This is a genomic window from Citrobacter freundii complex sp. 2024EL-00216 (assembly GCF_043945515.1).
Classification (GTDB): Bacteria; Pseudomonadota; Gammaproteobacteria; order Enterobacterales; family Enterobacteriaceae; genus Citrobacter; species Citrobacter portucalensis.
The window spans coordinates 132172-144682 of record NZ_JBIMRA010000006.1 but is presented as its reverse complement, the minus strand read 5'-3'; the positions used below and the strand labels follow the sequence as shown (position 1 = coordinate 144682).

The 12511-nt window shown below is 48.8% G+C and carries 11 protein-coding genes; 9 read left to right on the top strand and 2 right to left on the bottom strand.

Going from position 1 to position 12511, the window contains the following annotated elements; genetic code table 11:
* Nucleotides 1-135 precede the first annotated feature (135 nt).
* From garD to ACHHZ7_RS09925, 7 genes are all read left to right on the top strand, one after another.
* Nucleotides 136-1707, top strand: a complete 1572-nt coding sequence (gene garD / locus ACHHZ7_RS09955) for a galactarate dehydratase (protein WP_060683148.1) — start codon at nucleotides 136-138, stop codon at nucleotides 1705-1707.
* Nucleotides 1708-2062: 355 nt separating this feature from the next.
* Nucleotides 2063-3322 (top strand): sugar ABC transporter substrate-binding protein, encoded by a 1260-nt coding sequence (locus ACHHZ7_RS09950; protein WP_060683147.1) that lies wholly within the window; start codon nucleotides 2063-2065, stop codon nucleotides 3320-3322.
* A 78-nt stretch (nucleotides 3323-3400) separates the two neighbouring features.
* Complete coding sequence (locus ACHHZ7_RS09945) at nucleotides 3401-4345, top strand: carbohydrate ABC transporter permease (protein ID WP_048236826.1); 945 nt, start codon at nucleotides 3401-3403, stop codon at nucleotides 4343-4345.
* A gap of 9 nt (nucleotides 4346-4354) precedes the next feature.
* A complete protein-coding gene (locus ACHHZ7_RS09940) occupies nucleotides 4355-5179 on the top strand; it encodes a carbohydrate ABC transporter permease (RefSeq protein WP_079938288.1) in 825 nt (274 codons plus the stop codon).
* 11 nt (nucleotides 5180-5190) lie between these two features.
* Nucleotides 5191-6297: an ABC transporter ATP-binding protein gene (locus tag ACHHZ7_RS09935; protein ID WP_060683146.1), complete on the top strand. Its 1107-nt coding sequence runs from the start codon at nucleotides 5191-5193 to the stop codon at nucleotides 6295-6297.
* Nucleotides 6298-6333: 36 nt separating this feature from the next.
* The gene (locus tag ACHHZ7_RS09930) at nucleotides 6334-7590 is read left to right on the top strand and encodes a Gfo/Idh/MocA family protein (RefSeq protein ID WP_192463945.1); all 1257 of its coding nucleotides are present in this window, start codon (nucleotides 6334-6336) and stop codon (nucleotides 7588-7590) included.
* An 18-nt stretch (nucleotides 7591-7608) separates the two neighbouring features.
* The gene (locus ACHHZ7_RS09925) at nucleotides 7609-8529 is read left to right on the top strand and encodes an ROK family protein (RefSeq protein ID WP_060683145.1); all 921 of its coding nucleotides are present in this window, start codon (nucleotides 7609-7611) and stop codon (nucleotides 8527-8529) included.
* 37 nt (nucleotides 8530-8566) lie between these two features.
* On the opposite strand, the gene agaR is transcribed toward ACHHZ7_RS09925, so the two are convergent.
* Together agaR and ACHHZ7_RS09915 are read right to left on the bottom strand one after the other, a co-directional pair.
* Nucleotides 8567-9337, bottom strand: a complete 771-nt coding sequence (agaR, locus tag ACHHZ7_RS09920) for a transcriptional repressor AgaR (RefSeq protein ID WP_003024920.1) — start codon at nucleotides 9335-9337, stop codon at nucleotides 8567-8569.
* 324 nt (nucleotides 9338-9661) lie between these two features.
* Nucleotides 9662-10468, bottom strand: a complete 807-nt coding sequence (locus ACHHZ7_RS09915; protein ID WP_003024922.1) for a DeoR family transcriptional regulator — start codon at nucleotides 10466-10468, stop codon at nucleotides 9662-9664.
* A gap of 249 nt (nucleotides 10469-10717) precedes the next feature.
* On the opposite strand from ACHHZ7_RS09915, the gene kbaZ reads away from it, so the two are divergent.
* Entirely contained in the window at nucleotides 10718-12013 is a 1296-nt protein-coding gene (kbaZ, locus tag ACHHZ7_RS09910; protein ID WP_071845261.1) for a tagatose-bisphosphate aldolase subunit KbaZ, read from the top strand.
* Between the two features lie 19 nt (nucleotides 12014-12032).
* On the top strand, nucleotides 12033-12506 hold the full coding sequence (gene agaV / locus ACHHZ7_RS09905; RefSeq protein ID WP_003024925.1) for a PTS N-acetylgalactosamine transporter subunit IIB: 474 nt from the start codon (nucleotides 12033-12035) through the stop codon (nucleotides 12504-12506).
* Nucleotides 12507-12511 lie beyond the last annotated feature (5 nt).

Below are 12511 nucleotides of genomic sequence, written 5' to 3'. Positions count from 1 at the left end.
GTGATCATCATCACATTCTTCACGTTAAACTCCTGACATTCTTATTTCACGATACCGAATCTTTATTACTTACAATTAGATTCAAAATATAAATATCCACACTATTATCACCACCTTGTTGGAGAATACTGGACAATGGCCGACATCGAAATCAGACAAGAATCGCCAACGGCGTTTTATATTAAAGTTCACGAAACAGATAATGTGGCGATAATTGTCAATGACAATGGTCTTAAAGTCGGAACGCGTTTTCCGGACGGACTGGAACTCATTGAACATATTCCCCAGGGTCATAAAGTGGCGCTATTGGATATTCCTGTTCATGGCGAAATCGTGCGTTATGGCGAAGTGATAGGCTATGCCGTTCGCGATATCCCACGCGGCAGCTGGATTGATGAATCAATGGTTGAGCTGCCCAAAGCCCCGCCGCTGGAGACGCTGCCGCTGGCAACTAAAGTGCCAGAGCCGCTTCCGCCTCTTGAGGGCTATACCTTCGAAGGTTACCGCAATGCTGACGGTAGCGTAGGTACCAAAAATCTACTCGGTATCTCCACCAGCGTGCACTGCGTAGCGGGCGTGGTGGATTATGTGGTGAAAATCATTGAGCGCGATCTGCTGCCTAAATACCCGAACGTCGACGGTGTGGTGGGGCTCAATCATCTCTACGGCTGCGGCGTGGCGATCAATGCTCCAGCCGCCATCGTGCCGATTCGCACCATTCACAATATTGCGCTTAACCCAAATTTTGGCGGTGAAGTGATGGTCATCGGCCTCGGTTGCGAAAAACTGCAGCCAGAGCGGCTGCTGGAAGGCACGCACGACGTGAAAAGTATTCCGGTCGACAGCGCCAGTATCGTCAGCCTGCAGGATGAAAAGCACGTCGGCTTTCAATCGATGGTCACCGATATTCTGCAGGTGGCCGAACGTCATCTGGCAAAACTCAATCAGCGCCAACGTGAAACCTGTCCGGCTTCAGAACTGGTGGTCGGCATGCAGTGCGGCGGTAGCGATGCGTTCTCCGGCGTGACGGCCAACCCGGCGGTGGGTTATGCCTCCGACCTGTTAGTACGCTGCGGCGCGACCGTAATGTTCTCTGAAGTAACCGAAGTGCGCGATGCCATCCACCTTCTGACCCCACGTGCGATTAACGAAGAAGTAGGTAAACGCCTGCTCGAAGAGATGGCCTGGTACGATAACTACCTTGATATGGGCAAAACGGATCGCAGCGCCAACCCTTCTCCGGGCAACAAGAAAGGCGGTCTGGCAAACGTGGTGGAAAAGGCGCTGGGCTCGATTGCTAAGTCTGGCAAGAGCGCGATTGTCGAAGTCTTGTCGCCGGGCCAGCGTCCAACCAAACGTGGCCTGATTTACGCCGCAACCCCCGCCAGTGATTTTGTTTGCGGTACGCAGCAGGTCGCTTCCGGGATCACCGTGCAGGTGTTCACCACCGGTCGCGGTACGCCATATGGCCTGATGGCCGTGCCGGTGATTAAAATGGCGACACGCACCGAGCTGGCCAACCGTTGGTTTGACCTGATGGACATTAACGCGGGCACCATCGCCACCGGAGAAGAAACCATTGAAGACGTGGGTCTGAAACTGTTCGAATTTATTCTCGACGTTGCCAGCGGGCGTAAGAAAACCTTCTCGGATCAGTGGGGACTGCATAACCAGCTGGCGGTGTTTAACCCGGCGCCAGTGACCTGATTATCGAAACGAAAGCCAACGAAAAAACGGGGATTTATCCCCGTTTTTTATGTCTATGTAACAACAAATAAAGTGATAACGTTCGCATTTTAAGAGGTTTTTTTAAACATCTGTTTTTTTCGATTCAAACCCACAAAATGAACCTAACAACATGAAATTAAACGAAATAATATCGCCATTGTTTTATGTTATATTTTCGTTTTGATAAAAGAGAAACCTACCGAAAGACGACCTTGTTTTAATGCGATAATCCCCTATTTTTTACCGCTTTGACTTTCTCCAATGTAAAACAGATTATTCATAGGCTCCTGTAATTTACCTCATAAGCATTCTGACCTGAATAAAGAGGGAAGTTATGTATACCCTGAATAAAAATAATGTCGCATTGGCCTGTCTTATTTCCTGTTTACTGGCAACTCCTGTCGTCGCGAGTGCTGAAGGCCAATCGGACGCAAAGCCTGTTAAATTACGCTACACGTTATGGGACCGTAATCAACTCCCTGGCGAACAACAGCTCGTTAATGAATTCGAAAAAAACAACCCTGGCATCAAAGTCGAAATTGAATTAACACCTTATGACCAATATTTTATCAAGCTAAGTTCAGCAGTCGGTGGAAATGTAGCACCGGATGTATTCTGGATGAATATGCCTAATTTCCAGCAATATGTTAAAAATGGCATGCTGGAACCACTGAGCAATTATCTGAAAGAGAAATCAGCGCCGAAACTGGATGATTTTGTTAAAAGTTCAGTCGATGCCTATCAATACCAGTCGCAGCAATATGCCATCCCAAGGGATATTGATGCAATTGCCGTCTGGTACAACAAAAAAATGTTCGATCAGGCTGGCGTGAGCTATCCCGATAAAAACTGGACATGGGACGATTTAAAACAAAAATCAGCGCAGTTGCGTAAAGGGCTGGATAAACAGTCTTATCCACTGGCAATGGAATTCAGCAGCGGACAGGACAGTTATTTTAACCTGCTATTACAGGCTGGCGATAAGATTGTCCTGCCTGAGGGCAAAACGGATGTTGCCAATGACAAAGCCATCGCCGTCTATCGCGATGTTCAAGGCATGCTGAACGCGGGACTAATCCAACCGCCAGGCGAGATAGAAGCCTCAGATGTCTTCCAGTCCAACCGAGTGGCCATGGTCTACGCAGGCTCATGGTGGGCATTACCCTTCTATCAAAATGAGCTGATTAAGGATCACATCGGCGTGGTACCAATGCCTAAAATGGCAGAGCAGGCAGGTGTATCCCATAGCCTGGCATTTGCCATGTCAGCAAAAAGTCAGCATAAAGATGCGGCGTGGAAGTTCATTGAGTTCATGAGTTCTGAGCATGCGCAGCAGACGCTGGCTACGGGAAAAGTCGTGATCCCCGCTAACCAAAAAGTGGCCAAAGAGTGGGCTGAAGGCTTTAAGGGTATTGATGTTTCAGCCTATATCGATTCATTGGCTTTCTCACATAAATATCCAACCGCAGGCTCCAATACCGCCAAGTGGAATAGCATCCTGAATGATGGCTTGAAAAAAGTCTGGACGGGTACTGACCCAGAAAAAGTCATGCCTGGTGTTGCAAAACGCGTTGAACGAGAAATGCAGAAATAATCCTGAGGGAGCCATGCTCCCTCTCGCTTTCGCCCACGCAATATATTTTGGTTGCACAGTGAGCATCCCGGAGTCTGTATGAGCTATTCAGATGAAGCTGCATCCCCACAATTACCAGCCAGGGAAGTGCACAAAAAATCCCTGACCAAGCTGGAAAAAGAAGAACGCTTCTGGGGATGGATAATGATTATGCCGTTACTGGCGGGGTTAATTGTTTTTTACTTTACTCCATTCTTCCAGAACGTTTTTTATAGTTTCACCGACCTCGGCGAGTTTCAGATCTGGACGACGATCAGCTTAGATAACTATATTAATTTATTCAGCGATGATGAGTTTCGTTCAGCAATATATAACACCCTGGCCTATGTTTTTATTTGCGTACCGATAATCACCGTTTTGTCATTGCTGCTCGCAATTGGCCTGAATCAGGCGATTCGCGGTCAGTGGTTGTTTCGCACGCTGTTATTTCTACCCGCTGTCACTATGCCTGCGGCCATTGCTATGGTCTGGCAGTGGTTGATGAACCGAAACTTCGGCTTAATTAATCAGATCCTGGCTTTTTTCGATCTTCCGGCCATCGGTTGGTTATCCGATCCCGATGTCGTCCGCCTGAGCGCCTCGTTGGTTATCATCTGGTCGGCTATTGCGCTGAAGATGATCATTCTGCTCGCTGGATTGCAGGGAATCCCCAAACAAATTTATGAAGCGATGTCGCTGGATGGCATCAGCAAATTGCGTGGATTCTGGTCTATTACCTTACCGCTAATGATCCCAACACTGTTTTTCGTACTGGTGATCTCTTTTATCGAAACGCTGCAAATTTTCGATGTGGTTTATCTGCTGTTTGGCAGTTCATCCATGGTGGACGATCAGACGATGACCATCGCCTATCTCTTCTATAAATACGCCTTTATCTACCATGAAAAAGGGTATGCCTCAGCAATCGCCGTGGTGATTTTCGTTATCACGATGGTCCTGACGCTGCTGCAAATATGGATTGGTAAACGACTTAAAGCACAGTGAGGCACCACGATGTTCATGACAAAACGTGAAAAATGGCTAATTTACGGCCTGATGATCCTCGCGACGCTGGTAACGGTGGTTCCGTTTATCTGGATGATCATCACCTCTTTTAAAACCCAGGCAGAAAGCATCGCCTTTCCGCCGATACTGCTACCCGCCAACCCAGGGTTTCAGGCTTACGGTAAAATCTTGCATGAAATGCCTTTTGGCAGCTTTTACTTTAACTCGATCGTCTCCACGCTGGTCATCGTCATTTTGCAGACGCTGATTGCGGCAATGGCAGCGTACGGTTTCTCCCGACTGCGTTTCAAAGGACGAGATATCCTGTTTATGCTGTGTATTTCAATTCTGATGGTGCCCGGTCAGATCTTTTTAATCCCACAGTTTTTAACCGTTGAAAAAATCGGTTTGCTGAACTCAATTCCTGGACTGGTGTTACCGGGTTTATTCAGCATATATAGCGCTTTTTTATTACGTCAGTTTTTTCTGTCAGTACCTAAAGAACTGGAAGAGGCAGCCATTATGGATGGGTATAACCATCTGACTATTTTCTTCAAAATTATGCTGCCATTAATTAAACCGGGACTGATTGCCTGCGTCATTATTAACGGACTGTGGAGCTGGAATAATTTAATGTGGCCACTGATCGTCAACACCTCCATGGATAAAATGACATTACCAGTAGGATTAGCCTCACTTTCTGGCCGTTCAGGCGTGGAATATCCGATGTTAATGGCGGGCGCATTGCTGGCGATTATCCCGATGTTGTTACTTTATATCTTCTTCCAGCGCTATTTTATTCGCGGCATCGCTGGTGCCGGAATTAAAGGATAAGGGGCAGTGTTATGTCAGGTATTCAATTACAGGCAGTAAGCAAAGTCTATCCCAATGGCTTTCAGGCGATCCATGGCGTTGATCTTGAAATCCACGACGGCGAATTCATGGTGTTTGTCGGGCCATCAGGCTGCGCCAAATCAACGCTGCTACGCATGATTGCAGGTCTGGAAGATATCACTCATGGCCATATCGCAATCGGAGAGAAGTGCGTCAACGACCTGCTACCAAAGGAGCGAGGCGTTGCCATGGTCTTCCAGAATTATGCCCTCTATCCCCACATGACGATTTATAAAAATATGGCATTCAGTCTGTTAGGGAAAATGAGCAAAGAAGAGATTGATATCCGCGTCCGGGAAGCTGCACACAAGCTGGAAATCGAAACATTGCTCGACAAAAAGCCCGGTCAGCTTTCAGGCGGTCAATGCCAGCGAGTAGCCGTTGGCAGGGCCATCGTGCGTAAGCCAGACGTTTTTTTGTTTGATGAGCCGCTGTCCAACCTGGATGCAAAACTGCGTGTTTCAATGCGCGTGCGGCTGACAGAACTGCATCGACAACTGCGTCACGAAGGCGTGAGCGCAACCATGGTGTACGTCACGCACGATCAGATTGAAGCAATGACGATGGGAGACAGGATTTGCGTTCTAAATGGCGGTCGTATTATGCAGGTGGATACCCCAGGGAATATTTACCATCACCCCAGGAACAAATTTGTTGCTGGTTTTATTGGTAATCCGGCAATGAATATTATGCTGCTTGATATTGACCCCAGCACTCGTGGCCTGCGCCTGGCTGATAATTTAATCCTGCCATTAAATACGCGCTTGAGTAACCTACTGGAGCAATATCCGCACTCCAGCGTCTGGTTTGGCATCCGCTCAGAGGCCATTCAGTTAGCCTCGCAGCATGATGCCTCTGCGTTCGATGCGCACATTACCAACGTAGAAAGGATGGGCAACGAAGACCTTCTGCATTTTGATATTGGTGAGCAACATATGATCTTACGTATTAACTCCTCACCCGACTGGACCCCACTTCCCGGTGAATCTATCAAAGTGAAATTTAATCTGGAAGCCGCCTTTTTGTTTGATAAAAAACATGAAGAAAATTTGGCCTGACCGTTATTCAGGCTAAGTGAAAAATGAGAGGTTTATATGTGTGCGAAAAAAGTGACCGTATTAGTGGTAGGGGCTGGTGCGCGCGGAGAAATATATTCTCGCTATGCGCTTGAACATCCAGACAGAATGCAGGTGGTAGGCGTTGCCGAGCCCAGAGAGGCATACCGCCAGCAGTTTGTCGCACAGCATAAGATTGACCCAAATAACGTGTTTTGCGACTGGCAAGAAGCTGCGGCCCAACCCAAAATGGCCGATGTGGTACTTATTTGCACGCAGGATAATATGCACAAAGATCCTGCCGTGGCGTTTGCTAATCTCGGCTATCACATTCTGCTGGAAAAACCGCTCGCCCCTACGCCAGAAGATTGCCGGATCATTATTGATGCGGTCAAACGCAACAACGTATTACTGGCCGTCGCGCACGTCCTGCGTTACACCCGCTATACGCAAAAGCTGAAATCACTGCTTGATGATGGCGTAATTGGCGATATTGTCAGCATGCAGCATCTCGAACCCGTAGGTTACTGGCATCAGGCGCACTCGTTTGTACGTGGTAACTGGCGCAATGAAGCAGAATCGTCATTTATGTTGTTACAGAAATCCTGTCATGATTTGGACTGGATCCGCTACATCATGAGCGACAACTGCCAGGACGTAGGATCATTTGGTAGCCTGAGTCACTTTGTGAAAGAGAATCAGCCTGCTGGTGCCGCCGACCGCTGCCTTGATTGTCAGGTTGAATCAACCTGTCCCTGGTCTGCCTGCAAAATTTATCTGGGTGAAAACCAAAAATGCACTCCACACTTCCGTCGGGTGCTGACTGCAGATCCTAGCGAAGAGAATGTTCGCCAGGCGCTGCGCGATGGGCCTTATGGTCGTTGCGTTTATCGTTGTGATAATGATGTGGTGGATCATCAGGTTGTTAACTTACGTTTTGCCCACCAGCAGACAGTGACCTTTACCATGACCGCGTTTACCAAAATGGAAGATCGAAAAACGCGCCTGTTTGGTACCAGAGGTTATCTGGAAGGCGATGGCGAGCAGATCCGGGTGTTTGATTTCCTGACAGACAAAGAAACAGTGCATCAGATCGAGGAGATCGCCGCTGGCACACAAACCCAGATGGGGGGGCATGGTGGTGGCGATTACTACCTGATGGATCGCTTCATCCACGCAGTGATGGCCAACGATCAAAATATGATCCTTTCTGGCCCGGATGAATCACTGGAAAGTCACTTAATGGTCTTTGCCGCAGAGCGCGCTCGCAAGGAAAACTGTCTGGTTACGCTTTGAAGCCGGAGGAGATGAGGCATGTTTTACGGTGTTGATATTGGTGGAACCAAAACTGAAATTGTCGCTTTTGATAAGGAAATGCAGGTTTGCTGGCGTAAGCGCGTCGCCACGCCAGTGCAGGATTATGAACTCTTTCTTTCGACCTTTACTTCACTTATTGATACCGCCGACTGGGCGACTGGAAAGCAAGGAAAAATTGGCATCGGCATGCCCGGTCTTATGGACAGACATACCGGAAAATTACTGTCATCTAACGTGCCTTGCCTCACAGGACGCCAGGTGATGAACGATCTGGCCCACCGCCTCAATCGTTCGGTTGAACTGGACAATGACTGCTGCTGTTTTGCACTCTCGGAAGCCCATACTCAGCAGGCTCGCCAGTTCTCCCGAATTTTTGGTGCCATTATTGGCACCGGCATGGGTGGAGGGTTAGTCATTGACGGTCAGTTGTATCGGGGTCGCAACCGAATGGCCAGTGAGTTCGGCCATTTACCGCTTCCGGCAACGTTTATGCGTCGTTATCACTTGCCGGAGTTGAAGTGCGGCTGTGGCTTACAAGGGTGTCTGGAACGCTATCAATCCGGTCCTGGTTTACTGTGGCTCCACAAACACTTCAGTGGAGAACAACTCAAAATGGAGACCCTGCTGGAGCATTATCGTCATGGCAATGCCAGCGCCGTTACAACCATAGAAGCATGGATTGATATGTTGGGTTGTACGCTGGCGCAATTGCAGTTGATTCTGGATGTCGATGCTTTTGTTCTCGGCGGTGGAGTTTCCAACATTGAGGAAATTTATACGTTGCTGCCGCAGGCCATGTCACGTTACTTGTTCCCGGGATTAGAGCCTGCCCGCGTATTCCCGGCCATCCATGGTGCATCCAGCGGGGTTCGCGGTGCCGCATTGCTGCTGGTTGAACAGGGTACGCTGACCCACTAAAACACTGCTGGCGAGAAAATCTCGCCAGCAGTTTCAGTTATTCATCCGCAATCACCACATCCACCCCAAGCTGGATTAACGTCCGGTGATAATTTTCAGGGATACCGCTGTCGGTAATCACCCGGTCAATCCCGCTGATTTCGCTAATCATACAGAAACTTTTGCGGCCAAACTTGCTGGAGTCAGCGACTACCGTGACCTCCTGTGCAACCTCACACATTACCTGATTCAGATGTGCTTCTCCCGGATGTGGCGTGGTAATCCCCGCTTCCAGGCAGAATCCATCAACGCCCAAAAAAAGCTTATCAAACCGGTATTGTCTGAGCTGGTGTTCTGCTGAAGGGCCATACAATGAATAGACGCTTTGCCTGACGTTCCCTCCCAGGATCATGACGTCTACGCGCTCAAAATTCGCCAGTTCCCACGCAATGTTGAGCGCATTGGTCATCACCACCAGATCGCGGCGATTCTTTAACATTGGAGGAATGAGCGTGGTGGTCGAACCGGAATCGAGGATTAACGTGTCACCATCTTTCACAAAGCTGGCTGCTTTTTCGGCAATACGCGTTTTCACATCGCGATTCAGCCGGTCCTTATCCTGCAAAGGCCGGTCAAGGGCAAAGTGCTGATTGAGAACCGCCCCGCCGTAGGAGCGCATGACGCATCCTTTCTGCTCCAGATAACGTAAGTCGTTGCGGATCGTGACCGATGACACACCAAAATGGACGCTCAGTGGCTCGACACGAACGCTACCCTGATCGCACAGCAGATCAATTATTTGCTCGCGACGTCTTAAGTTATCCAGCATTTCTATTGCTCCATCAAATATTCATGTTGTTTTGTTTTAGCGCTTTAGCACTTTCGTTTTCTTTTGAATATATTACATCAGAAGCAATAAGGTGAATTTGTGCGCACAGACTCAGCGTTTAATTTAACCAAAACTGACTATTTTCTTTCGTTTTAGCAAACCGAAACGAAGAAAACCGAAAAAATGAAAAGACTCAAAGCGGGTAAGATGCGAGAAAGAGACGGGAAGCATGCAAAAAAACGAAAGCGAGCTACTAAAAAAGCTCGCTTATGGTTTGTTTTTGTTTAATTGAATGGGATCACATTTTTGAATTTTAGAGCGGAACTACTCAACAATGATCACTTCAACACCGCTGCGGCGTAGTTCCTGCAAACTTTCCTCTGGGATACCTTCATCAACAATGATGGTATGGATCCTCTGAGTATCAATGATCTTATGCAGGCTGGAGCGGTTAAACTTCGTCGAGTCGGTAACAACAATAATACGTTCAGCCACTTCACACATCCGACGGTTGAGACGCGCTTCATCTTCGTTGTGCGTGCTAACACCACGCTCTAAATCAATAGCATCAACGCCAAGAAACAGCATGTCGAAGTGATAATTTTGTAGCGACTGCTCAGCCTGATCGCCATAAAACGATTGTGACTGACGACGCAAATGACCGCCGGTCATCAGCAGCTCAACCCCTTCGGCTTCCAGTAGCGCATTGGCGACATTCATACCGTTGGTCATAGCAATGACATTAGTATGCTGGCGCATAAGGCGGGCAATTTCATAGGTCGTGGTACCGGAGTCAAGGATCACGCGGTGTCCCGGTTGAATCAACTCTGCGGCGGCTCTGGCAATACTGCGTTTTACTGCCGTATTAAGTGAACTCTTATCTTCAACAGAAGGCTCCACAACAGGTGCATTGCTTTCGCAAATCAGCGCTCCGCCATAGGCACGTACCGCAATCCCCTGCTTTTCCAGAAAAGCGAGGTCGTTGCGAATAGTGACCGTGGAGACGCCAAAAAATAAGGAGAGATCGTTAACCTGAACGCTTCCCTGCTGCCGTAACCGCTGGATGATCTGCTCACGTCTTTCGCTGGTGCCAATAACGCGCTTGTCTGCAGAGGACTCGGTGTTACTCATAAGAAATCCTTTAGTTGAACCTTTCGTTTTATTTCGTTTTGTCTATTAACGCCTTTCTTTTGCGCGAATGCAAGCCCCGCAAGCAGGGAAGAGCCGGACGAACTTACGCTGAAACCTTTCATTGTGTTTCTTTTGTGAAACAGATCGGAAAACTATTATCTTTCGTTTTATTTTTATAACACCATGATGCAGTATTAAATGAAACAAAACGAAAGATTGATGTCGCAGTAATCTGACCTGGAGAGGAAAGTGAAACATCTAACTAAAATGGTCGAGCAGCATAAACGGGGGAAGGCAAACGGGATTTATGCCGTTTGTTCCGCGCATCCAATCGTACTGGAAGCCGCAATACGCTACGCCCATGCAAGCCATACACCGCTGTTGATCGAAGCAACCTCTAATCAGGTTGACCAGTTTGGCGGCTATACAGGTATGACGCCAGCCGATTTTCGCAGTTTTGTCTGCCGATTAGCCGACTCGCTTGATTTTTCTCAGGATATGCTGATTCTCGGCGGAGACCATCTCGGACCAAACCGCTGGCAAAATCTGCCTGCGGAACAGGCAATGGCCAATGCTGACGATCTGATCAAGAGCTATGTCGCCGCAGGCTTTAAAAAAATCCACCTCGATTGCAGCATGTCTTGTGCCAACGACCCGGTTCCACTGACGGATGAAATCGTCGCTGAGCGCGCCGCACGCCTGGCCAAAGTCGCCGAAGAAACCTGTATGGCACATTTTGGCGAGTCTGACCTGGTCTATGTGATTGGCACAGAAGTTCCGGTTCCTGGTGGCGCACACGAAGCGTTAACCGAACTGGCGGTAACAACGCCAGATGCCGCACGTGCAACGCTGCAGGCCCACTATCACGCCTTTGAAAAGCGCGGGCTGGAAGGTATATGGGCACGTATTATCGCCCTGGTCGTGCAACCTGGCGTTGAATTCGACCACACGCACATCATTGATTATCAACCGCAGAAAGCCGTGGCACTCAGCAAAATGGTGGAAGACTACGACACGCTGGTTTTTGAAGCGCATTCTACCGATTACCAAACGCCACAGTCCTTGCGCCAACTGGTGATAGACCACTTCGCTATTCTGAAAGTGGGACCCGCGCTTACCTTCGCCCTGCGCGAAGCGCTGTTTTCGTTAGCTGCCATTGAAGAAGAATTGCTGCCTGCAAAAGCCAGCTCGGGCCTGCGACATGTGCTGGAAAGCGTAATGCTTGATAGACCAGAGTACTGGCAGAGCCATTATCACGGTGATGGCAACGCACGCCGTCTGGCCCGTGGATACAGCTACTCTGATCGGGTTCGTTACTACTGGCCGGACAGCCAGATTGATGAAGCATTTGAACGTCTGGTACGTAACCTGGCGGACGACCCCATTCCACTACCGCTGATTAGCCAGTATTTACCCTTGCAGTACGTAAAAGTGCGCGAGGGAGATCTCAGCGCCACGCCGCGAGAACTCATCATTAACCATATTCAGGACATACTGCAGCAATATCACTGCGCCTGCCTGGGTGCTCCAGATCGTAACGCATAACAAAAAAGAGAAAAATACCATGCCAAACATTGTATTAAGTCGCATTGATGAACGTCTGATTCACGGTCAGGTTGGTGTGCAATGGGTCGGGTTTGCGGGGGCAAACCTGGTGCTGGTCGCTAATGATGAGGTGGCTGAAGATCCAGTGCAGCAAAACCTGATGGAAATGGTACTGGCAGAAGGGATCGCCGTACGCTTCTGGTCACTACAAAAAGTGATCGACAATATTCACCGTGCCGCCGATCGCCAGAAAATTCTGCTGGTCTGCAAATCGCCTGCGGATTTCTTCCGTCTGGTCGAAGGCGGTGTTCCTGTTAACCGTATCAACGTTGGCAATATGCACTACGCCAACGGCAAGCAACAAATCGCCAAAACGGTTTCTGTAGACGCTGCAGATATTACGGCGTTCAACGGGCTCAAAGCCGCTGGAGTGGAATGCTTCGTTCAGGGCGTTCCAACAGAACCCGCCCAGGACCTCTATAAACTTCTCTGAGGGAT

Coding starts and splice junctions, on each gene's coding strand:
- garD (WP_060683148.1), top strand. CDS start 136: ATGGCCGACATCGAAATCAGACAAGAATCGCCAACGGCGTTTTATATT.
- ACHHZ7_RS09950 (WP_060683147.1), top strand. CDS start 2,063: ATGTATACCCTGAATAAAAATAATGTCGCATTGGCCTGTCTTATTTCC.
- ACHHZ7_RS09945 (WP_048236826.1), top strand. CDS start 3,401: ATGAGCTATTCAGATGAAGCTGCATCCCCACAATTACCAGCCAGGGAA.
- ACHHZ7_RS09940 (WP_079938288.1), top strand. CDS start 4,355: ATGTTCATGACAAAACGTGAAAAATGGCTAATTTACGGCCTGATGATC.
- ACHHZ7_RS09935 (WP_060683146.1), top strand. CDS start 5,191: ATGTCAGGTATTCAATTACAGGCAGTAAGCAAAGTCTATCCCAATGGC.
- ACHHZ7_RS09930 (WP_192463945.1), top strand. CDS start 6,334: ATGTGTGCGAAAAAAGTGACCGTATTAGTGGTAGGGGCTGGTGCGCGC.
- ACHHZ7_RS09925 (WP_060683145.1), top strand. CDS start 7,609: ATGTTTTACGGTGTTGATATTGGTGGAACCAAAACTGAAATTGTCGCT.
- agaR (WP_003024920.1), bottom strand. CDS start 9,337: ATGCTGGATAACTTAAGACGTCGCGAGCAAATAATTGATCTGCTGTGC.
- ACHHZ7_RS09915 (WP_003024922.1), bottom strand. CDS start 10,468: ATGAGTAACACCGAGTCCTCTGCAGACAAGCGCGTTATTGGCACCAGC.
- agaV (WP_003024925.1), top strand. CDS start 12,033: ATGCCAAACATTGTATTAAGTCGCATTGATGAACGTCTGATTCACGGT.